The organism is Pseudoalteromonas sp. THAF3 (assembly GCF_009363775.1).
GTDB classification, from domain to species: Bacteria; Pseudomonadota; Gammaproteobacteria; order Enterobacterales; family Alteromonadaceae; genus Pseudoalteromonas; species Pseudoalteromonas ruthenica.
Window position 1 is genome coordinate 2,694,427 of sequence record NZ_CP045418.1, and the last position, 22,026, is coordinate 2,716,452.

21 protein-coding genes are annotated in these 22,026 nt (G+C 48.3%); 6 read left to right on the forward strand and 15 right to left on the reverse strand.

Features of this window, described 5'->3' with window-relative positions; genetic code table 11:
• Position 1: 1 nt before the first annotated feature.
• Both FIU82_RS12505 and FIU82_RS12510 read left to right on the forward strand, forming a co-directional pair.
• Complete coding sequence (locus FIU82_RS12505) at positions 2-1,213, forward strand: HD-GYP domain-containing protein (RefSeq protein WP_152441195.1); 1,212 nt, start codon at positions 2-4, stop codon at positions 1,211-1,213.
• Between the two features lie 197 nt (positions 1,214-1,410).
• Complete coding sequence (locus tag FIU82_RS12510; protein ID WP_152441196.1) at positions 1,411-3,477, forward strand: catalase; 2,067 nt, start codon at positions 1,411-1,413, stop codon at positions 3,475-3,477.
• Positions 3,478-3,523: 46 nt separating this feature from the next.
• Here FIU82_RS12510 and FIU82_RS12515 read toward each other — a convergent pair whose 3' ends face one another.
• Entirely contained in the window at positions 3,524-4,537 is a 1,014-nt protein-coding gene (locus FIU82_RS12515; RefSeq protein ID WP_152441197.1) for a general secretion pathway protein GspB, read from the reverse strand.
• 11 nt (positions 4,538-4,548) lie between these two features.
• The gene (locus FIU82_RS12520) at positions 4,549-5,466 is read right to left on the reverse strand and encodes an ExeA family protein (RefSeq protein WP_138587726.1); all 918 of its coding nucleotides are present in this window, start codon (positions 5,464-5,466) and stop codon (positions 4,549-4,551) included.
• 158 nt (positions 5,467-5,624) lie between these two features.
• On the opposite strand from FIU82_RS12520, the gene FIU82_RS12525 reads away from it, so the two are divergent.
• Positions 5,625-6,725 (forward strand): tRNA nucleotidyltransferase, encoded by a 1,101-nt coding sequence (locus FIU82_RS12525; RefSeq protein ID WP_152441198.1) that lies wholly within the window; start codon positions 5,625-5,627, stop codon positions 6,723-6,725.
• 19 nt (positions 6,726-6,744) lie between these two features.
• Here the strand turns inward: FIU82_RS12525 and FIU82_RS12530 are convergent, their stop codons facing one another.
• The 3 genes from FIU82_RS12530 to folB are packed head-to-tail and all read right to left on the reverse strand — an operon-like array spanning position 6,745 to position 8,383.
• On the reverse strand, positions 6,745-7,548 hold the full coding sequence (locus FIU82_RS12530; protein WP_045979264.1) for an undecaprenyl-diphosphate phosphatase: 804 nt from the start codon (positions 7,546-7,548) through the stop codon (positions 6,745-6,747).
• Positions 7,545-8,027: a 2-amino-4-hydroxy-6-hydroxymethyldihydropteridine diphosphokinase gene (folK, locus tag FIU82_RS12535; protein ID WP_045979263.1), complete on the reverse strand. Its 483-nt coding sequence runs from the start codon at positions 8,025-8,027 to the stop codon at positions 7,545-7,547. The genes FIU82_RS12530 and folK overlap by 4 nt, the downstream gene beginning before the upstream one ends.
• Positions 8,028-8,029: 2 nt before the next feature.
• A complete protein-coding gene (folB, locus tag FIU82_RS12540) occupies positions 8,030-8,383 on the reverse strand; it encodes a dihydroneopterin aldolase (RefSeq protein ID WP_022943360.1) in 354 nt (117 codons plus the stop codon).
• 135 nt (positions 8,384-8,518) lie between these two features.
• Between folB and plsY the strand changes: the two genes are divergently transcribed.
• The gene (plsY, locus tag FIU82_RS12545) at positions 8,519-9,112 is read left to right on the forward strand and encodes a glycerol-3-phosphate 1-O-acyltransferase PlsY (protein WP_152441199.1); all 594 of its coding nucleotides are present in this window, start codon (positions 8,519-8,521) and stop codon (positions 9,110-9,112) included.
• A 14-nt stretch (positions 9,113-9,126) separates the two neighbouring features.
• On the opposite strand, the gene FIU82_RS12550 is transcribed toward plsY, so the two are convergent.
• The 6 genes from FIU82_RS12550 to FIU82_RS12575 form a co-directional block, all read right to left on the reverse strand.
• Positions 9,127-9,792, reverse strand: a complete 666-nt coding sequence (locus FIU82_RS12550; RefSeq protein ID WP_053909777.1) for a tRNA (guanosine(46)-N(7))-methyltransferase TrmB — start codon at positions 9,790-9,792, stop codon at positions 9,127-9,129.
• Entirely contained in the window at positions 9,792-10,559 is a 768-nt protein-coding gene (locus FIU82_RS12555) for an ABC transporter permease (protein WP_022943357.1), read from the reverse strand. Before FIU82_RS12555 ends, FIU82_RS12550 begins: the two co-directional genes overlap by 1 nt.
• The gene (locus FIU82_RS12560; RefSeq protein WP_022943356.1) at positions 10,559-11,482 is read right to left on the reverse strand and encodes an ABC transporter ATP-binding protein; all 924 of its coding nucleotides are present in this window, start codon (positions 11,480-11,482) and stop codon (positions 10,559-10,561) included. Before FIU82_RS12560 ends, FIU82_RS12555 begins: the two co-directional genes overlap by 1 nt.
• Positions 11,483-12,106: a flavin prenyltransferase UbiX gene (locus tag FIU82_RS12565; protein WP_152441200.1), complete on the reverse strand. Its 624-nt coding sequence runs from the start codon at positions 12,104-12,106 to the stop codon at positions 11,483-11,485.
• Positions 12,103-13,458, reverse strand: coding sequence for a UDP-N-acetylmuramate:L-alanyl-gamma-D-glutamyl-meso-diaminopimelate ligase (mpl, locus tag FIU82_RS12570; protein WP_152441201.1), 1,356 nt, complete (start codon positions 13,456-13,458; stop codon positions 12,103-12,105). The genes FIU82_RS12565 and mpl overlap by 4 nt, the downstream gene beginning before the upstream one ends.
• Before the next feature lie 77 nt (positions 13,459-13,535).
• Entirely contained in the window at positions 13,536-15,965 is a 2,430-nt protein-coding gene (locus FIU82_RS12575; RefSeq protein WP_152441202.1) for a zinc-dependent metalloprotease, read from the reverse strand.
• Positions 15,966-16,137: 172 nt separating this feature from the next.
• On the opposite strand from FIU82_RS12575, the gene FIU82_RS12580 reads away from it, so the two are divergent.
• A complete protein-coding gene (locus FIU82_RS12580; protein WP_152441203.1) occupies positions 16,138-17,106 on the forward strand; it encodes a class 1 fructose-bisphosphatase in 969 nt (322 codons plus the stop codon).
• 26 nt (positions 17,107-17,132) lie between these two features.
• On the opposite strand, the gene FIU82_RS12585 is transcribed toward FIU82_RS12580, so the two are convergent.
• The 4 genes from FIU82_RS12585 to FIU82_RS12600 all read right to left on the reverse strand — a co-directional run bounded on the left by FIU82_RS12585 (position 17,133) and on the right by FIU82_RS12600 (position 20,704).
• Complete coding sequence (locus FIU82_RS12585) at positions 17,133-17,960, reverse strand: sulfurtransferase (protein ID WP_152441204.1); 828 nt, start codon at positions 17,958-17,960, stop codon at positions 17,133-17,135.
• 39 nt (positions 17,961-17,999) lie between these two features.
• Positions 18,000-18,404 carry an adenylyltransferase/cytidyltransferase family protein gene (locus tag FIU82_RS12590; protein ID WP_045979256.1) on the reverse strand — a complete coding sequence of 135 codons (405 nt, stop codon included), beginning with the start codon at positions 18,402-18,404 and terminating at the stop codon, positions 18,000-18,002.
• Positions 18,394-19,470, reverse strand: a complete 1,077-nt coding sequence (locus FIU82_RS12595; RefSeq protein WP_152441205.1) for a CDP-glycerol glycerophosphotransferase family protein — start codon at positions 19,468-19,470, stop codon at positions 18,394-18,396. The genes FIU82_RS12590 and FIU82_RS12595 overlap by 11 nt, the downstream gene beginning before the upstream one ends.
• 133 nt (positions 19,471-19,603) lie before the next feature.
• Complete coding sequence (locus tag FIU82_RS12600) at positions 19,604-20,704, reverse strand: phosphoribosylaminoimidazolesuccinocarboxamide synthase (RefSeq protein ID WP_152441206.1); 1,101 nt, start codon at positions 20,702-20,704, stop codon at positions 19,604-19,606.
• A gap of 255 nt (positions 20,705-20,959) precedes the next feature.
• Between FIU82_RS12600 and FIU82_RS12605 the strand changes: the two genes are divergently transcribed.
• Positions 20,960-21,994 carry a CDP-glycerol glycerophosphotransferase family protein gene (locus FIU82_RS12605; protein WP_152441207.1) on the forward strand — a complete coding sequence of 345 codons (1,035 nt, stop codon included), beginning with the start codon at positions 20,960-20,962 and terminating at the stop codon, positions 21,992-21,994.
• Positions 21,995-22,026 lie beyond the last annotated feature (32 nt).

The following is a 22,026-nucleotide window of genomic DNA, read 5'->3' on the forward strand; positions in this document are numbered from 1 at the left end:
AATGCACGATACCATCTCCATCAATCAGCTTAAGCCCGGTATGTTTGTTGTTCAGGTCAGCAAGCAATCAGGCTCTGTGAAAATAAAAAATCAGGGCTGGGTAAAGACGCAAACCGCGATTGAAAAGTTAAAAAAAGTGGGCGTGCAGGAAGTCATTATCGATCCTGACAAGACGCTACAGCGCAAGAAACCAAGCAAAGAAGCACAACCAAAACCCACTTCAACGGAGTCTGCAAAGCCGCAGAGCAGCGATCCTTGGGCGAGCAGTGTAAGCGTTGAAAGCGAACTTAACAAAGCACAACGCCTATACAGCGAAGCTAAACAGTTACAAAGCAAAGCTTTTAAAGATATAAAAGCGGGCCGCAAGATTGATGTGGGACCCTTTAAAGATGTAGCCAAAGGCTTTATGGATTCGGTGTTTCGCAATCAAGATGCGCTGGCCTGTCTCACTCGTTTACGGGAAAAAGATGCCTACTTGATGGAGCACTCTATTAATGTCTCCATCTTGATGACTATTTTCGCCAAACACTTACGCCTCGATACTGACACCATTCATGAGTTAGCCACTGGTGCTTTACTGCACGACATTGGCAAAATAAAAATCCCCGATGAGATTTTACATAAACCGGGGCGCTTAACTGAGCAAGAGTTCGCGGTCATAAAAGACCACGCACGCTTCAGTAAAGAAATCTTAGAACAGTCAGGCCTAACCGGTATTGCCGTCGATATTGCCGGGTTTCACCATGAGCGCATTGACGGCACTGGTTACCCTTTCGGCAAAAAAGCTGAGGAGATCAGCCAGTATGTGCGTATGGCATCAATAGTCGACGTTTACGATGCGCTAACCGCCGAGCGCGTTTATAAAGAAGGCATGACCCCAATTCAGGCATTTAAAATTCTCAAAGATGGCGTCCCCAATAGCTTTGATGGTGAGTTATTAAACCGCTTTATCCAATGCATTGGCGTGCACCCCGTAGGCACCTTGGTGAAGCTCACCAATCATAAGGTGGGAGTGGTGTCGCGCAGCAACCCTAATGACCCTCTCAAACCTCAGGTCAAAACCTTCTACAACGCTAAACATGCCCACTACACTCAGGTTGAGGATATAGATTTAACCCGAGCTCGGGCCAACGAGGAGCTCGAAGCAGCTGTTAAACCTGAGCTTTTCAACATCGACCTGATGCGTTTTTTCAAGCACTCGCTGATGCCTTAAAAAGAACTATACAGGGTGCTGAGCGGTATTGTTGAAAAAGTTACAGCGCCCTGTGCAACTTGTTCCCATTTTCTTCCCCCTCTAAAAAGGAAAACAACGCTGAAAGCCAAGCAATACCCGCTGACTTTGTGATGGTCCCTATTTTGCTACCAACTCATTATTCACTCTACTTTTGAAATGAGCAATAAGGATGGCAAATGGCTGAATCATTTAAATACCAAGGCAATAAAGGCAGTGGTGGCGAGCTTCACCAAAAAGCAGCAGATAAGCACCCAACGATGACCACAGCTCAAGGCTGCCCGGTAAGTGATAATCAAAACTCACTGACCGCCGCTAAGCGTGGCCCAGGGCTACTAGAAGATCATGTGCTACGTGAGAAACTATTTCACTTTGATCATGAGCGTATCCCTGAACGAGTGGTGCATGCTCGCGGTTACGGTGCGCACGGTTACTTCGAGACTTATGAATCACTCTCGCAATTAACTTGCGCTGACTTATTTCAACGTAAAGGTGAGAAGACCCCAGTTTTTGCTCGCTTTTCAACCGTGGCTGGCAATAAAGGCTCACCTGATTTAGCGCGTGATGTTCGTGGCTTTGCAGTAAAATTCTATACCCAAGAAGGTAATTGGGATTTAGTGGGAAATAACATTCCGGTATTTTTCATTCAAGACGCAATGAAATTCCCAGACCTCATTCATAGCGCCAAGGCAGAGCCGGACAGAGGGTTTCCGCAGGCACAAACGGCTCATGACAACTTTTGGGATTTTATCAGTCTTACGCCGGAGTCCATGCACATGGTTATGTGGGCCATGTCGGACCGCGCTATTCCCCGTTCACTGCGCTTTATGGAAGGTTTTGGCGTGCATACCTTTAAGTTTATCAATGCCGAGGGAGAGGAAAACTACGTTAAATTTCATTGGAAACCAAAACAGGGGATGCAATCGGTGGTTTGGAACGAAGCACTGAAGCTGAACGGCGCAGATCCCGACTATCATCGTCGTGATATGTGGGAATCGATTGCCAAAGGCGACTACCCCGAGTGGGAGCTAGGGGTTCAGGTGTTCAGCCAAGAGTTTGCTGATCAGTTCGAGTTTGATGTGCTCGATGCCACCAAGCTTATTCCCGAGGAGCAAGTGCCGGTGCAAATAGTTGGCCGCATGGTACTCAACCGCGCCGTTGATAACTTTTTTGCAGAAACAGAACAAGTTGCTTTTTGTACACAAAATATTGTCCCGGGATTAGATTTTACTCCGGACCCATTGTTACAGGGGCGCAATTTTTCGTATCTAGATACGCAAACTAAGCGCTTAGGGGGTCCTAATTTTACTCATATCCCAGTGAACGCCCCAAAATGCCCAATGGCTCACTTTCACCAAGATGGTCATATGGCCATGCACAACCCCAAAGGCCGCATAAACTATGAGCCGAACTCTTGGCAAGAACATGAGCATAATCCTCGAGAGTGTCCAACAACAGGATATAAAAGCGCTTCAGAGCATACAGACGGCGATAAACTTCGTTATCGTTCAGAGACCTTTGCCGATCACTATAGTCAAGCAAGGCAGTTTTACCTCAGTCAAACGCCGATAGAGCAAGCTCATATTCACTATGCTCTGGTATTCGAGCTATCTAAAGTAGAGCACCTTGCCATTCGTGAACGCGTGGTCTCACACTTACTTAATATTGATACCACCTTAGCTAGTGAGGTCGCCGATGGTCTACGCCTGCAAACTATGCCGGAGCCCGCACAAGCAGCTATGCCCACTCGAGATGATTTACCTACATCAGATGCATTGAGTATTTTGAAAAATACTGCGCACACTTTTGCTGGCCGAAAACTGGGGATTCTAATCAGTGATGGTTTCGATTTAACACTTTTTAAAGCGCTGACCACTGCATTAGACAACGAGGGCGCACGCTATGAAGTGATAGCGGCGCAGGTCGGAGGCGCAAAATCAAGCTGCGGCCATCATCAACAGGCTGATCAAGTTATCAACGGCGGGCCTTCTGTACTGTATGACGCAATAGCCGTGTTAACTACCGAAGAAGGTGCTGAAAAGTTAGCTGATATTGCTGAGGCCAAGGACTTTATTAGTGATGCTCACGCGCACATGAAGTTTATCGGTTATACCGAGCATATCTCGACTTTAATCTCTGCTGCTGGCCTTGGACAAAGCAAAGACGAGGGTTGGATAGACTTCGGCTCGACTGATATCACTCAATTTGTCGAGCAGCTACGTCAGTTACGTTTTTGGCAGCGCTAAAATCCACTAGGGGAAGTGTTACACACTTCCCCTTAATCGCTTAGCGCTACGGCCAATCTTGCATCGCTTCGAGGCTAAATTCATAGTTATCAATGCTCAAAATGCTCTGCTCTGGGGTAATTTCTACGACCCGTAGACGACCCACAGAATCGCCCTCATACAGTTCGTAACCATTGATTTTTATCCACCGTTTGCTTTGCTCTGTGGCATAAATATGAGCTTGATAAACAAGTTTAGGAATACGGTTCTGTATGGTCTCAGGCAATAGCTCTATTGGATCTGCCATTGAGCTGGCGCGACTTGCGGTGGTGACTGAGTCATCGGTTTCCATATTTTCAGTGGCTGCCACGGCATCGGCAAATGCGCGTTTTAAATCATCAGATACCCCAGCTAATTGAGCATCATTTTGTTGCTCATAGGTGCGCTCAGCACCGCTGTCATTTTGATTGCTCAAGCCATTGTTGTAGGCGTTATTCATTTGCTTAGACTGTGGATAAGCATGGGTCTGTGCCATGGGCTGCCCAACCACCCTATATTGCCCTTGGTTTGCTGCTTGCGTATTCATGTTAGCCTGATAGTGAGGCTGTATTTGCATAGCGGTATTAGCCTGTGTTGGCACCCATTGCATGTAAGCCCCAGGTGCTGAATAAGGTTGGGTCATTTGCGGCATAACATACACAGGAACCATTTGCTGATAAGGGTTCACTTGCCCTGGCATTTGCAATGCTTGCATATTGACTTGTCCCGGGGACGTTGCCACATTTGCCTCACTATCCGTGGCTGTAGTAGGCGCTTGCTCAGTCGCGTCTGAGCGTTTTACAGGCGATGCAATCGCCGCTTTCGCTTGCTTACTTGGGTGCTCCTGAGGCTGCGTGTGTAACTGCCATTGCTTACCGACAAAATACCCGATGGCTAAGGTAATCAATACAATAACAACTAACAGCAAAGACCAAGTTAAACGTCGATAAAAACGCAGCGCCTGTTGCTGCTCAAGGCCTTCGCCGGGAAGCTGTGCACCGGGGTTTTGTGATTGTTTGAGTGCATCTAATAACAGTGACATAAATAGTTGCCTTAAATGATGTAAGATAAGCCAATGCCCAGGGCAAATAGCATCATAATGCCACCGAGGGTGAAAATAAATCGCCAATGCCGACCTTGTTGGCGAGGCAGAGATTGCTCTGTTTCAGGCAAGGCTTCACGCGCTGCTTGCACAATAATACGCTTATTAATGTGATTCACCTGCGCCGAATATGCTCCTAATAAAGCTCGTTCACACAACAAGTTAATCAGCCTAGGGATCCCCCCTGTAAGTTGATGCACGTACTTTACTGCACCTTTGTCGAACAAGGTTTGTCGGCCCCCTGCTACCTTTAAACGGTGTTTTATATAAGCATCCACCTGAGTCAAAGCTAACGGCAATAAGTGATAGCGCGCGGTAATGCGCTGCGCAAGTTGGCGCAATTCATTGCGACGCAATAGAGTTTGTAGCTCGGGTTGACCCACAAGGATAATTTGCAGCAATTTTTTGTGGTTTGTTTCCAAGTTAGTCAGTAATCGCAATTGCTCTAACACTTGTGGAGCGAGATGTTGCGCTTCATCAATGATCAACATGGTATGACGCCCTTGCTGGTGATTATCCAGTAAGCGCGCTTTAATTAAGTCCGTCAGCACCTTCAGGGTGGCTTTTTCTGGGTCATACGAAATAGCCAACTCATCACAAATACTCGCCAGTAATTCCAGCTCAGATAAGGTTGGGTTAAGAATAAACGCAACCTGTGTAGAGTCTGGCACTTGCTCTAACATACAACGAGTGACGGTGGTTTTCCCCGTGCCCACTTCACCAGTCAGCAATACAAACCCGCCTGACTCCCCAAGCCCGTGCGTTAAATGGGCAAGCGCCTCTTTGTGACGTTCACTCAAATACAAGTATTCTGGATTCGGCGCAATAGAGAACGGCTTTTCGCTTAAGCCAAAATAGTCTTGATACACAAACAAGGTCCTTTGAGTTTGTCGCCCAGGTTAACTGCGCCGAGCAATCGCTGCGCACAGTCGTTTTTTATTATCGCGCCTATAATGACAAAAAAACGCCAGCGAGAAAACTCTGATACAATCATCACCATTAATAACAGCACAATAACGGAATGGGCATGCAAACCTACCTTGTCGGCGGCGCAGTACGAGATAAATTATTAGGCCGCAAAGTCAAAGAGTACGATTACGTTGTGGTCGGTGCGACGGTAGAGCAAATGAAGACGCTGGGCTTTACTCAAGTAGGTAAGGACTTTCCCGTTTTTTTGCACCCCAAAACCAAGGATGAGCATGCTCTGGCACGCACAGAGCGTAAGCAGGGACAAGGGTATACCGGGTTTATTTGCGACTTTACGCCAGACATCACACTAGAGCAGGACTTAGCGCGACGCGATTTAACGGTCAATGCCATTGCTGAAGATGCTCAAGGTCAACTGATTGACCCTTATCATGGCCAGAAGGACCTTGAGCAACGCATATTACGTCATGTCAGCCCTGCCTTTAGTGAAGACCCGCTGCGGGTGCTTCGAGTCGCACGCTTTCGCGCTCGTTACCATGAATTGGGCTTCACGATTGCTGATGAAACACTAGCGCTAATGCGACAGATAGCCGCCAGTGGCGAACTTGCAAGCTTAACACCAGAGCGCGTTTGGTTAGAATGGCATAAAGCTCTGGAAGACGGCTATATCGACTGCTTCGTTGATGCGTTGTATCAGGCACAAGCTTTAACTGAATTATGCCCTGCACTCGCCACTCACTGGCCTGAACAGCACGTTTGGCTAACCCCGCGTATTGACTATGCACGCCAGCAAAGCTTAGCGGCTACTGTCCATTTCGCACTACTCATGTGTAAGCTCAGTCACGATGAACGCGCAGCTTTTTTCCAACATTTTCGCGTCCCTAATCAATTTATTCACAGCGCTCAATTGTTGGCCCAACATCATCAGACACTGGCCCATTATGATGCTGAGATACTGCTGGAGCTATTTAATGCCATTGATTTATGGCGCCGCCCAGAGCACCTCAATCAATTACTGATAAGTTACGATGCCTACACCTTGGGCCAGTTTGATACTCAGCATCAAATACGCCAAGCCGCGCACCATGCGCAACAAGTCAGTGCCCAAACCTATATCCAACAAGGGATCAGTGGCGCTGCAATTAAAACGGCTTTGCAGCAGGGGCGATTAGCAGCTATCCGCGAAGCTCTTGAGGGCTAAATAAAAAGGGCTAGTAGCACTAGCTATAAAGCAAAAAGGCCAGTAGCCCAACCCCTAAGATTAAGCGATAAATAACAAATGGCAGCATTCCCATGCGCTCAATGTATTTTAAAAATAGGAAGATACAGGCATAGGCGGCGACAAATGAAAGCCCTGCACCTAGGGTCAGTGCCTGCCAATCAACTGCGGTATCGCCTGTCGCCAACTGCACCGTTTTAATCAATCCCATACCGCCAATAACCGGCACTGAGAGTAAAAACGAAAAGCGTGCCGCGCTTTGCTTATTTAAGCCCAAAAACAGGCCGGCGGTCATGGTAATACCTGAGCGCGAGGTGCCCGGGATCAGCGCAACAGCTTGCGCCACACCAATCAACAGAGCCGATTTCCAGTTCAGCTGATAAATATTCTTAGTTTCTTTGGCTTTAAAATCTGCCCACCACAAAACCAGACCGAAGAAAATGGTGGTAATGGCAATGACAATAGCGGCACGTAAGTGCTGTTCTATCAAGTCTTCAAATACTTGCGCCGCTAACCCAGCAGGAATGGTGGCCAGCAAAATGTACCAGCCAAGACGACTGTCATCGCTTGCGCCCTGAGAGCCAAACGATTTAAACCAAGCAACAACAATATCGCCAATCTCTTTACGAAAATAAATCATCACCGCCAGCAACGAGCCGACATGCACGGCAACATCAAAAGCTAAACCTTGATCCTGCCAGCCTAAAAGCTGTGATGGCAAAATAAGGTGTGCCGAGCTGGAAATAGGTAAGAATTCAGTGAGGCCCTGTATAATGGCTAAAACGATGATCGCAAGAATGGTCATTCGAAAGCTACCTTCCATAGTTTTTGTTGAGATTTATCATAACCCTGCCAAAGCTCAGCGATGGTCGCTTGCGCAATGGGGTGGTAAAAATCAGGGGCTATTTCAAATAAAGGCCAAAGCACAAAAGCATTTTTAGTAATTTCATCTCGCGGCAGTTGCGCTGGCGTATCGCAAATCACATCGTCGTAAAAGAGTAAGTCGAGGTCCAACGTGCGTGGACTAAACTTTTTATCTGCCGGAGTACGGCCATGATCTCGTTCAATTTGCTTTAATAAAGCGCATACTTGATGCAGCGTCATATCGGTATCGACGCCAGCAACCGAGTTATAAAAGTTACTGCCATTAAAGCCGACCGCTTCACTTTCAAACACACTCGAGTGCTCTAAGGCGCCGAAATAATAGCGCAGCGCAGATAAACCTTTGCTTAAGTTTTCGTGCTTGTTGATATTAGAGCCCAAGCTAATGTAAATACGCGCCATAACTAGTGCTTACTACGGGTGATCATCACCCCCACCGTTTGTGCTTGTGGTACGGCTGCAGGTTTGCTGACCTTGATGCTCACCTTATTGGTGGCAAACTCTGCTAGGATGAGTGCCGCTAACTGCTCTAAAAGGGTTTCCAACAGCTCGACCGGTTTCGCAATACAGTGCTCGGTCACACGGCGGCTCACTTCGGCATAATCTATTGTCTGAGATAGGTCATCGCTGGCTGCCGCAGCGGCAATATCACAATCCATTTCGATGTCAAAATACAGGCTCTGTTTACATTCTTTCTCAAAGTCGTACACTCCTATTATGGTGTCGACCTTTAGTTGCGATATATAGACTTTATCCATCTCTTCGGCTCCAATGCCAGCTGGTCGGATACCTACGCGGCGTTAAACTCAGTACCCTGAGCCAGACAAACTGCTCAAATAAACAATGAGCGGCGATAATAGCCCAAAACGTACAATTAAAAAATAAGGATGACAGTGTTAGCGGCGTTAATGTGCATTTTTGCCTACCTCTTAGGCTCGGTCTCATCGGCAGTACTGATTTGTCATCTGTTTGCGTTGCCAGACCCAAGAAAAGCGGGCTCAAAAAATCCCGGTGCCACGAATGTTTATCGTTTAGGCGGCAGACTGCCTGCGGTGATGGTGCTGTGCTTTGATATTTTAAAAGGCACCATACCCGTATGGGGAGCCTACTTTATGGGCATAAATCCTATCTATTTAGGCTTGGTTGCCGTGGCCGCATGTTTAGGGCACATCTACCCACTCTTTTTTGGCTTTAAGGGCGGCAAAGCCGTGGCCACCGCCTTTGGTGCCTTACTACCGATAGGTTTATCGCTCGGGGGATTGCTTATTCTTACTTGGGCCAGTGTCGTTGCGCTGACTCGCTATTCGTCGTTGGCTGCATTGGTAACCGTGTCGTTAGCGCCACTGTACACGTGGTTGATAAAACCCTTATACACTCTGCCTGTCACGTTTTTAACCGTCGTCATTATTTTTCGCCACCGCGCAAATATGGTGCGTTTATTCAAAGGTGAAGAGCCAAAGGTTGGCGAGAAGAAAAAAGCCGAGTAACACTCGGCTAGTATTTATAAGTCGACAACCAAGCGATAACTGCTTTGGCCACTGGCCCAATACTTGCGCTCAAACGGCGTGATCGCGGTGTCGCTATGATAAGGCTCAACAGCCGTTGGGTGCCCTGCCAATTGCAATGCTCTGGCAAACTCACGAACATAAATATGCCAATTGCTGCGCAGCTCTAGACGCCCGCCTAAGGCAACAATAGTCGGAAAAATAGCAGCGCCGTGCCAGCGACGTTGGATATGCTTAGCCTTCGGCCAAGGATTCGGATAGAGCAAGTAGTGATGACTCGGTTGCCACTGAGCTTGCTTTGCCAAGCGCCAAAAGTCATTCAAGTCTGCTTGCACTAGCAGGTACTCTCCTCCCTCATCTTGGCGGTACTGCACGTCGTGTTTGTGCAAACGATGCGCTGACTTATCAACACCAATAATCAAGGCATCAGGGTGCACTTTAGCTAAATTAGCGGTACTTTCACCAACACCACAACAGGAGTCCAAAATGATAGGTCCGTTGGCTTGTTGTACTTTATCGTTTACTTCATCAAAAGCGCGCTGAGTGTGCGCGGCTATCGGCTTTTTAAACTCAGCATTAAGGTGCTTAGTGACGATATCATCGAGCTTGTCATGGAGGCTCGGTTGGTTCGAAACAATCGCACGAGAACTTGCATCAACCATCAGTGACGTAACCCCACACCTTTGCGAATTAAAGTCAGTGCCAAAGTAAATAAGGCGGTGATAAACAGTAGCAGCACCGCAAATGATACCCAAATATTGACATCCGACACCCCTAAAAAGCCAAATCTAAAGGCATTAACCATGTAAATGATCGGGTTGATTTGCGACACTCCCTGCCAAAACTCAGGTAGCAGAGTAATGGAATAAAACACCCCACCAAGGTAGGTCAATGGTGTGAGCACAAAGGTCGGGATGATGCTGATGTCATCGAAACTATTGGCATAAACCGCGTTAATCAATCCACCTAGAGCAAATACTGCTGAGGTCAGAATAACCGTGGCGATAATCACAAATATATTATGAATTTGGATATCGACAAAAAACAGCGACACTAAGGTCACCATTAAACCTACGAGCATGCCACGAGCCATGCCCCCACCCATGTACCCTAATACAATAATGTAATTGGGCACGGGCGCCACCAGCAGCTCTTCAATGCTTTTTTGAAACTTAGTAGAGTAAAAACTAGAGGCCACATTCGAGTAGGAGTTGGTGATCACCGACATCATAATAAGTCCGGGGACAATAAACTCCATGTAGGTAAAGCCGCCCATTTCGCCAATACGCGAGCCAATTAAACTGCCAAAGATAACGAAGTACAGGGTCATGGTAATCGCGGGAGGCACAAGGGTTTGCACCCAGATACGCAAAAAGCGAATACACTCTTTAATCCAAATACTTTTTAGCGCTACGCCATACTTCAACATTAAGACTGTCCTCGCTCTTGATTCAACAAACCCACAAACAATTCTTCCAGGCGGTTAGCCTTATTGCGCATACTCAATACCGTGTTGCCTTGCGCCGTTAAGGCATTAAAGACCTCATTCAAACCTTGTGATTTCGCTACTTCCACCTCAACGGTATGCTCATCGCTCAGGGTGAATTCGTAGCCAGGCAAGCTCACCGGCTTAGCCGGTTGTTGCAAATCGAGAATAAAGGTTTCTTTGTCCAACTTAGCTAGCAACGCTTTAATCGTGGTGTGCTCAACAATAATACCTTGGTCGATAATAGCGATGTTTTTACACAGCAACTCCGCCTCTTCAAGGTAATGAGTGGTTAGGATAATAGTCACCCCTTGGCGGTTAATTTCGCGCAAAAAGTCCCACATCGAGCGCCGTAATTCGATATCAACCCCGGCCGTTGGCTCATCCAAGATAAGCAACTTGGGCTCGTGCATTAACGCCCGTGCAATCATTAATCGGCGTTTCATCCCGCCGGAGAGGCTACGTGCTTGTTTGTCTTTTTTATCCAGTAAACCTAATTGCTTTAGGTACTTATCTGCACGTTTATGGGCTTCGCCGCGCGGCACACCATAATAGCCCGCCTGGTTCACCAGGATTTGTTGTAGAGTTTCAAACTGACTGAAGTTGAACTCTTGTGGTACTAAGCCCAACTCTGACTTCGCCGCCTCTAAGTCAGTATCAATGTTGTGGCCAAATACTTCGACTTTACCTGAGGTTTTGTTCACTAACGATGAAATCACGCCGATGGTGGTCGACTTACCGGCACCATTAGGGCCTAACAAAGCAAAAAAGTCGCCTTGCTGTACTTGCAGGTCGATCCCTTTCACTGCTTGTACGCCATTTTTATAGGTTTTGGTGAGTCCTTCAATATTCAATGCCACTGTCATTTACTTTTGCTCTCCATAACCCCAACGTGAGGTCAATTGTTGTTCGATTCCGAGGTGGTCGAGGATCCGCGCCACCATAAAGTCCACCAACTCAGCAATACTCTGCGGTTGATGATAAAAGCCCGGCGCCGCCGGCATAATAGTGACTCCTAAGCGCGATAGCTTGAGCATATTCTCAAGATGAATTTCATTAAAAGGCGTTTCTCGGGGCACTAAAATTAACTGTCCGCGTTCTTTGATGACCACATCCGCAGCGCGCTCAAGGAGATTATCCGAGGCACCAACGGCAATGGCGGATACTGCACCAGCGCTGCATGGGCACACCACCATTTTTTTCGGTGCCGCTGAGCCCGAAGCCACAGGACTAAACCAGTTGTCTTTGCCAAACACCTGCAGTTGTCCAGGTTCGGCGCCAAAGCGCTCGCTCAACTGTGCCGTGGCTTTTTGCTCATTCGCAGAGAGTTTGATGTTCGATTCGGTGTCCAGCACCACCCGCGCCGCACTGGAAATTAACACAAACACCTGGTGCCCTTGCTGAAGTAACACTTCGAGCAAACGCAAACCATAGGGAGCGCCCGAGGCGCCACTAAAGGCTAAGGTGATTGGTTCTTTGAATTGGCTCATACCTTTTCCTTATTCGCTAAGGCATCAAGTAAACGTTGGTGAATGCCGCCAAAGCCGCCGTTACTCATAACCAATATATGGCTGTTCGGCGCGGCTTCGGCAATGATGTTCTCTACTAGCGCATCAATATCGTGTTCACAGTGCGCACCCGCTTTGTCAGCTTGCTCTGTCAATGACCACCCCAGACCAGGGGGCTGGTATAAAAAGCAGTTATCAGCTGCCTGCAATGACGCCATCAGGGTGTCTTTATGTACGCCCATTTTCATGGTGTTCGAGCGCGGCTCCAGCACTGCAATAATACGCTCATCGCCTACCTTAGCACGAAGCCCGGCCAAGGTAGTGGCTATTGCGGTAGGGTGATGGGCAAAATCGTCATAAACGGTGACCCCCGCTACTTGGCCCTTTAATTCCATCCGCCGTTTTGGCGATTGAAACTGCCCTAGTGCAGCAATACTGGTTGCCACCGCCACTCCAGCGTGACGCGCGGCAGCGATCGCCATCAAAGCGTTATTCACGTTGTGCTCGCCAATTGCCTGCCAGTTTACGCAGCCTTGCACTTCACCCTGATAAAGTACGTCGAAGGCACTGCCATCGGCGCTACGCAGACGATAATGCCACTGCTGTGGGGCCAGTACTTCATATTCGCTCCAACAGCCTCGGTCGATCACTTCTGCCAAGGCGTGATCCTGTTGCGGATAAATCACCTTGCCGCTGCCTGGTAAGGTGCGCATCAGGTGATGAAACTGGGTTTGTATTGCCGCTAAGTCTGGAAATATATCGGCGTGATCAAACTCTAAGTTATTTAATACTAAGGTCCGTGGCAGATAGTGGACAAACTTGCTGCGCTTATCAAAAAATGCGGTATCGTACTCATCCGCCTCAATAACAAAAAAAGGCGTCTCACCAAGGCGTGCCGACACGCCAAAGTTTTGCACCACTCCGCCAATGAGAAAGCCCGGCTTGAGCCCTGCGTACTCCAGTATCCACGCTAACATACTCGCCGTGGTGGTTTTACCATGAGTGCCGGCCACAGCAAGCACCCAACTGTCGCGTAGTAGGTGCTCCTTTAACCACTCAGGGCCAGAGGTATAGCGCAAGCCTTTATCTAATACATACTCGACACAAGGATTGCCGCGACTCATGGCATTGCCAATTATAACCACATCGGGAGCTGGATTAAGTTGGCTCGGATCATAGCCCTGTACGAGTTCAATCCCCAGCTGCTCCAGTTGGGTGCTCATGGGCGGGTAAACATTTTCATCAGAGCCGGTTACCTGATGCCCTAAAGCCTTGGCAATAGCGGCGATACCGCCCATAAAGGTGCCGCAAATGCCGAGAATATGTATGTGCATAGAATTTTCCATTGGCGAAAAGAAAGCCGCTCAGCACCTTAGTCATACTGAGCGGCTCTATATGATGCCAAAATAACTTAGATAGGTGAACCCGGCGGCATAGGTAAAGGTTTAAAGCTTTGCGGCCACTGACCGCGCTCTAGGAATTGGTTAATGGCATCAGCTAAATGTTGTTTAAAGGCACTTTCGCCGCTACTCACGCTGCCTAGCAGCTTATCTTGTTGATAGTCATCGGCAATTTGGCGCAAGTAGTACTTGAATTGAGCTTGTACTTCAGGCGCCACTTTGTCGCTACTGACTAAATTAACAAAATGCTGAGCACTCAACCACTGAATGCGATGTTGCACTTTCGCCGCCATCGCGCTGGGATGCTCATTATCAAAAATGCGGGCAACAAACTGCTCAAGTAAGTTATCGAGCCCAAACGATTGCTCGCTACGGGCCCCTTGTTGGGCAAGGCGATTTAGACGTTCAGGGTGAAACAACAGTGCCAACGTATGATTTGCCGCCACCTCAGGAAGCGCCATGGCATCAAGGGTGATCCCGGTACGCCCTTTTATACTTTCACGGGTTGGGTATTCGCCATAGGCTTTCGGCGGGATCAACGCCACCACACTCTCGGGTAACACTAACTGCTGCGCATCGAGAGTTGCCAATAGCGCTTGAAACGCACTTTGTTGGCGCTCTCGAGCAACGACTTGGGTTCCTTGCACCGGTTGCGCACTGCGCACTTCATAACTGTAATCAACGCCCCCGACTAACTTCACCGCCGCCTCAACTTGATAGCGGTGAAATAGATACAAGGGCACTAGCACTTCCTCCAGCTGCGATAAGGAGGTGCCCGCTTTGACATTCTCGATACCAAATCGCGCCAGTGCCTGTTTGCGCACTTGCATCACACGTTGTAGCTCAGCAGCAGGGTCTTCACCATTATCCCATAGGTGACCGCTCGGGTGGGCGCCGCCTTGAGCTCGGGCATCGCGATCAGAGATAAACTCTAATCCCAATTCACGATTTTGCGCCAAAATAGCATGCAACTGCTCGCCTTCGTCCTGGCCACGAAAATCACTGTAGCCATATTTAATCACCTGTTCATCCCACAGCCCCATGCCTTTGGCATAGCCCTTGGTGGTATCTAACTGACCTTGCTGATTGAGCGCCACTAACGGGTGCGGATAATCCATGACCGAGGCTCGGGCACGGCTTGAGGCGGCAAAGTTATGAGCGATCCCTAGGGTGTGGCCTATTTCATGCGCACTGAGTTGACGGATGCGATCGAGCGCCATGGCTTGTAGCTTATCGGTAACCTCATCACCCTTTTTATAGGGGGCAGCCAAGGCTTCGGCTATTAAAATGTCTTGGCGTACACGTAGCGATCCCAAGGTTACATGACCTTTGATAATCTCTCCGGTACGCGGGTCAATCACTGAGCCACCATAAGACCAGCCCCTCGTGGCGCGGTGGACCCACTGAATCACGTTATAGCGCACATCCATGGGGTCGGCATGCTCGGGTAACATTTTCACTTGGAAGGCATTTTTGTAGCCCGCCTTTTCAAAGGCACTGTTCCACCACTTGGCACCATCGAGTAATGCTGTGCGCACCGGCTCAGGCACCCCGGGGTCAAGGTAGTAAACGATCGGCTTAACAGCTTCACTTAATGCTTTATTCGGGTGTTTTTTCTCCAGTCGATGGCGCGGGATATAGCGCACATACATGCTCTCCCCCAGTGGCGCCGAATAGTCTTTATGCTCGATACTCCAATAACCCGACTGCGGGTGAAACTCGCGCGGTTGATAATTGTCGTCTGGCAATGCAATCAATGAATGATGCATATGCACCGTCAGCGCATAAGGGTCGGCACTGACCTGCTTTACGTATTCACCAGGCTTAGTGCCGCTGAACGTTAGCACCGCTTCCAACTCGGTATTGTTCACAAAAGACTTACTGCGCGGCATGTGCACGGCGCTACGTGAGGTGTCTAAGTTAAAGTGGCCTTGCTTACGCGCCGCTAAAGTGCGGCTCACGCCATGTACATCACTCAGCAGGTAGGGAGTATAATCAATCACCACCCGAGTATCGGTGAGCGCTTTAATTTCAAACCCATGGAGAATGCTTGAGGCGAACGCTTCACGCACGCTTTGCTGTTCCGCCTGATTACTGCTAGAGGCTCGATAATAGCTATTAAGGGCTCGTAACATCACCTTGTTACCCATGCGCTCAAACTGCGCCAAGTAGGTATTGCCCAACTGACCGCGATCTAAACCAATATCGTTCGAACCGACACCATAAGGTAAGCTTTGTTGCAGCAAAAACGGCTGTTTAAGTTTATCTACTTCCAAGTACAGTTTGCCTTCATCATTGGCATAGTAAAACGTGAAATAACCAGGATACTTGCTCATATTTTGCGTAAACTGGCTGATAGACTTAATTGCTGCGTGCGCTTGGGTTATCATAGGCAGCAACAAGAGGAACAGTGCGATTCGTAGTATCTGCGGTTTCACCATGGTTCTCACTTTGTTATTGGTATCGTTTGTAGAGTGTAGAAATTATCGCCATTGAGTATATCCACTCGGCGCCAATCTACAACCGCAACACGATAAATAAACAGCGTATTCTGAGCGGTACTCTCTCACATTTTCAGCCGCTTAGGCCCAACAGACTAAGGAACAAAACAGCATGCGCAGACTCCCTCCGGTATTGCTAGAAGACGGTTGCCCACGCGATCTTATCTCCCTTATTCGCACCATTTTGGCCGCGTGTAAGGAGATCTCTTTCCGAGTCAGTCAAGGTGCTCTTTCTGGCGTACTTGGCTCCACCTTAGATGAGAATATTCAAGGTGAAACACAAAAGAAGTTAGACGTGTTATCGAACCAACTCCTCAAAGATATCTTGTTGGAGTCAGGTTACGTTAAAGCCATCGCCTCTGAAGAGGAAGAGGGGACCGTAGCTGGTAACCCTGAGGCCGACTACATTGTTGCCTTTGACCCGCTTGATGGTTCTTCTAATACCGATATTAATTCCCTAGTGGGCACTATTTTCTCGGTGATGCGCGTACCTAAAGAAGCCAATGCCAGCGATCCAGCCATTTTCCTACAAAAAGGTGAGCAGCAGGTCGCGGCGGGTTATGTTTTATATGGCCCGTCAACGATGCTGGCGCTCACCACAGGTAAAGGCACTCGCCTTTTCACCTTAGATAGAACCCACGGCAGCTTCTTGCTAACGCAAGATTTTGCTTCAGTGCCAGCACAGACCCAAGAATTCGCAATTAATGCCTCTAACCAACGGCATTGGCAAGCGCCGATGCAGCAATACATCGCCGATTTACTTGCCGGTAAGAGCGGCCCTCGTGGCAAAAACTTTAATATGCGCTGGATAGCCGCCATGGTCGGCGATGTCCATCGCGTGCTCTGTCGTGGCGGCCTGTTTACCTACCCGGCCGATACTAAAAACCCCGACAAGCCTTATAAACTGCGCCTCCTTTATGAAGCTAACCCGATGGCTATGCTAATTGAACAAGCTGGAGGTTTGGCAAGTACGGGCGAGCAGCGGATTATGGAAGTAGAGCCGCAGCAAATTCACCAGCGTGTCGCGGTGATTCTCGGCTCGAAAGAGGAAGTAGAAACCTGTTTAAGCTATCACCAATAACATAAAGGCACCCTTGGGTGCCTTTTTTACTTTTCTATTGGTAAATCATGGCGGGCGCCCCATTCACTCCAGGAGCCGTCATACACTTGTAGATTCCGATAACCACATTCGTAAGCAGCTAGCGCCAAGATGCAAGCGGTGATCCCGGAACCACAGCTAAATTGTAACTGCTGCACACCTGGGGCAACCAAGTCATTAAAGCACTGCTGCAATGCCGCAACGTCTAATAAGGCGCCGTCTTTAATTAACCGCGCATACGGCAAATTAGCGGAGTGCGGAATGTGTCCGCTGCGCATGCCCTCACGGGGCTCTTCTGCAGTGCCATCAAAGCGTGGCGCCGGGCGTGCATCCAATAATAAAGTGTGGCGCTGGTCTATACTCGTGAGCACTTGCTCAGCATCAATAAAATAGCCTGCTCGTGGCTGCGCCACAAAGTTACCTTGGGCTGGCGGCTCACTCCAACCTTGTTGCACCGGTAACTCGGCACTGCGCCAAGCAGGTAGGCCTGCGCGTAATACTTTAACATTATCAACGCCAAAGGCTTTGAACATCCACCACGCGCGTGCGGCGCTAAACAACCCTTGATCGTCATAAACAACAACTTCGGAGTCGATATTGACGCCAGCAATGCGCATTTCATGCTCGAATTGCTCGGCGCTGCATAGCATATTTGGCCAAGGGCTGTTGTGATCCGCCAACGCCGATTTTATATCAAATCGTCGAGCACCTCGGATCACCGCCGCTGGCGAGTAACCACCCGACTTGCCCGGTAACAGCATGCCGGCATCGAAAATTATCAACTTGGGCTCATCTAGCTTTGATGCCAATTCAGCCACTGATATCTGTTGTTCCATGTCGATAGCACCTTTTGCGCTTGCAAGTGGACTTTGACGTTAGCAGAACTCTGGCTGGCGCACCACCTCAATTATCTCTGTGGTAGAAATTGAGGGAGTACGGGGTAAGTAGACGACCTCACATACCTCTTTGAGGTCATCGAACTTACCTTGCCAATCATCGCCCATCACTAGCATGTCCGCATTGTAGGTTTCAATATAATGGCGCTTGAGTTCTAAAGACTGCTCTAAGAACACATCGGATACACACTTTAACGCGGCAATGATATTCATACGATCTGCTTGCGCATAGACCGGAGCGCGGCCTTTTTTCCGTACATTGAGGGCATCGGAAGATACCCCCACTATCAGCTCATCGCCAAGCGCTGCGGCACGTTCTAGGATATTGACATGGCCGACATGGAATACATCAAAAGTACCGAACGTTATTATTTTAGTTGTCATATAGGTAGCTTACTATTCTCTTCGCACTGTTGCCGTCAAGCCTCCCTGCTAGGCGTTCTATCGTGGTTTGGTTTTGTTGGTTATGAAATTTTTGTGGCTGATGTAATGCCTCTTCAATGGCACTAATCACATCAGAAGGGCTATCTGCTTTAAAGCACAGCGGCTCAAAGTAGGAGATATCATCGTCTAAACGCGCTTTAAAGCGGTACGCAAAAGGCCCTCGGTAAGACCATCTGAGCTTGTAGAAGTTGCACCACACTACCGGCTTACCCAACGCAAAGAATTCAAAAATAGCCGACGACGCATCCGACACCAAGACATCAGCGAGCGCCATAAAAGGGACTAAATTAAACTCTTCAAGTTGACTCACATACACATGCTCATACTGCTGCCATCGCTGTAATAAGCGTTGGTGCTTTTGATATTTGTCTTTTGTTTGCGAAAAATAATGCGGCTTAATAATTACATTGCAGTGTGTCAGGTTTGCCAGCCAGTTTTTAGGCAGTCGCTCCAGCGAGCTTGGATAAAAAGTCGGAGCGTAAAGCACCGTCGGCTTGCTGGCATCAAGGCCAAAGTCTTCATGGCTTGGTAACGGATACTGCGGTTGACTCAATAATGGGTCTAACTTGGCGTATCCAGTGTCAACAAACGTCGAGTCTGGATAAAGTGTGTGTAAGCGGGTCAAACGGTGCTGACCTTCAACAAAGCGCACTGAAGTTGCATTATTCGAGGCATCATAGTAACACGCCTTAGGGCCAATACCGTGCTGCATCAACGCCGTTTTTACTATGCTATTTAACTCTGCAATAGCCGCGAAAGCCTTACCAAATATAACCCAATCAGCGCCGCATTGACGATAGAACGCGACCGCTTGTGATTCACTTTGCAGCCAATGCGCATTTAAGTTATGAGCCTTTATTGCATATTCTGCAGCCGCATTGAGCACCGCATCTTCTTGCTTATAAAGCACCACCACGGTCTGTGCACCACGTTGATTAAGCTCATCGATAACAGGTAAGTATTGAGGCAAGTAGTACAGGTGTAAAACGTCGAAAAAAACCTTCATACAACGGTGCAAAGCGGAAAAAACATTCGCCCATCATACTAAAAAACCGAATTGTTTGCCTAATTGTACCCTGACTACCTATAAAAATGCCGCCAATATCATTGTGGCGGCATACTTCGTGACCCGAATAGGACTAATCAATAAGCTGATATTGCTCCTTGAGCACCGCTATAATTTCACTGCGCGGGTCGGTAGGAATTTGCAGTGGCTCGCCAATGATTTTACTAGCAATGCCAACGTAAGTGTCAGACACGTGCATCATTACTTCAACCGGCAACTTATAGTCTTGGGCGAGTTGCTCACGCTCAGCCATGCGCTCTTTATTTAGCAGCACATCGCTGTCGGGTACATTATTGATAAGCAGCTGGCGAAACCCCTCTTTGGAGTTTTCAATGATTTTACCATCGCGGTATGCGGGACCATCCCAAATACGTGAAGAGTCTGGCGTACCCACCTCATCAATGTAGATTAACTGCTCATTGCCCTGCATGTCTTCGACGTAACCGAATTCGAATTTGGTATCGACAAAGATTTGATCTAACTTCGCCAGCTCAGCGCTGATAACATTAAATCCTTGCACCAATAAGTGCTCATATTTTGCCACATCAGCTGCTGAGCTAAAGTTGAATGCATCTAGGTTATCGGTGATGTTTTTGCGCGTGATGTTTACATCATCCACGGCTGGCACGTCATCTAACCCTTCAATAATGCCCTTGGTCGATGGTGTGATCAGCACTTCATCTAACTTTTGATTCGCGGTTAGCCCCTCAGGTAGGTCGATGCCGCAGAAAGAGCGGATACCTTTGGCGTAATCACGCCACATACTGCCGGTGATATATTGACGAGCAATGGCTTCCACTTTTACTGTTTTGGCTTTACGCACAATCCATACGTATGGGTGTGGAATATCCACAATATGGTTGCCAGCAAGTCCGGCGGCATCAAATTGTTTAAACCAGTGCGCAGCCACTGCATTCAGTGCAATGCCCTTGCCTGGAATGCCGTTTAAGCCCTGCTCACCTTGCCAAATACAATCAAACGCCGAGATCCGATCGGAGATAACCATAATTGCCAACTCGGTCCCCTGTGGCACCGCATACCCTTTCTCTGCAATTAAGCGAGCACTGTCTTGCTCGGTTAACCAGTAAACGGAACGCACTTTGCCGCTGTGCACCGGACCTTGAGTGCGAATAGGTAGATCATCGTTTACATCTAAGACTTTGTAGTTGCTCATGGTTACTCCAAACAAGGGCTAATTTCGATACACCGACCGAGGCTGTGAGCGCGCTATGATAGTTCAGCTGGCAGCGAAGATAAAGATAATCGCCGCAACAAAGCGGACTTTTGTCCTATCTTTTTTATTCTCGACACTGGTTAGCCCTTGTACCTGTCATTTAAAGTTAATATTGCGGTAAACTAAACAACATCTTTTTGCTATAGGGGCACGACGGTGGACTTAGCGGGCAGCACTCAGGGCAAGCGATACCTTATGTATATTTCGCAAAATTACTCCTATGCGATTTTACGCCCTTTACAACAAGTTATTCGCGCTCATGGCGGCGAAGTAAAGTGGTTTTTAGAAGGCGATGAGGTCAACCCAGACTTCCTTGCTGGGGATGAACAGCAGGTATTTGATATTAAAGATGTCATTGCCTGGCAACCCCACGCAAGTTTTGTCCCTGGCAATGTCATTCCCAGTTTTGTGCCTGGAAGAAAAGTAGCTGTGTTTCACGGTTTCGATTCAGGCAAACGGAATCGTAGAGGACATTTGGATCACTTTAATATTCGAGGCTGCTTTGATCTTTATTGTACACAAGGGCCTAGCACCACAATACGCTTTCAACAGTTAGCCCAGCAACATGGTTTCTTTCGTGTGCGTGAAACGGGTTGGTCAATGCTCGACCCACTGTTTAGTCCCACACCAAATAACCCCTATAGCAGCACTGACTCGCGCCCAACTTTGTTGATTTGTTCAACCTTTTCCAAGCGCTTGTCACTGGCCCCGGTGTTGGTTGAGCACATTAAGGAGCTTCGCGATAGCGGTAAATACCGTATTTTAGTGCAGTTCCACCCGAAGATGAGTGCCGATATCGTGGCGCAATATAAAGCCATGCAAAATGACAGTCTCAGCTTTGTTGAAACCGACAATGTCATTCCCCTGTTGCAAGCAGCGGATGTGATGCTCTGTGATACTTCTTCGATTCTACTGATGTTTTTATTACTGCGTCGTCCGGTGGTTACTTTTAATAATCAAGCCCCTGCAGCGCACCTTCTCAATGTAACCGATGCGACGCAGGTTGAAGCGGCAATAGACCAAGCGCTGACCCGACCGCCTGAGTTAATGGCTAATATCGAGTCTTTCTGCCAGCAACTGCATCCCTATCAAGATGGTCGCTCAAGTGAGCGCGTATTGGCGGCAACCAATGATTTAATTATCAGTGACGGCGCTGAGCTAAAGGCCAAGCCCCTTAACTTGCTGCGCCAGTTTAAGATGCGTAAAAAATTGGCATATTGGCGTTGGTAACGGGCCATTGATCGCATTGCGCTGGCCCTAAA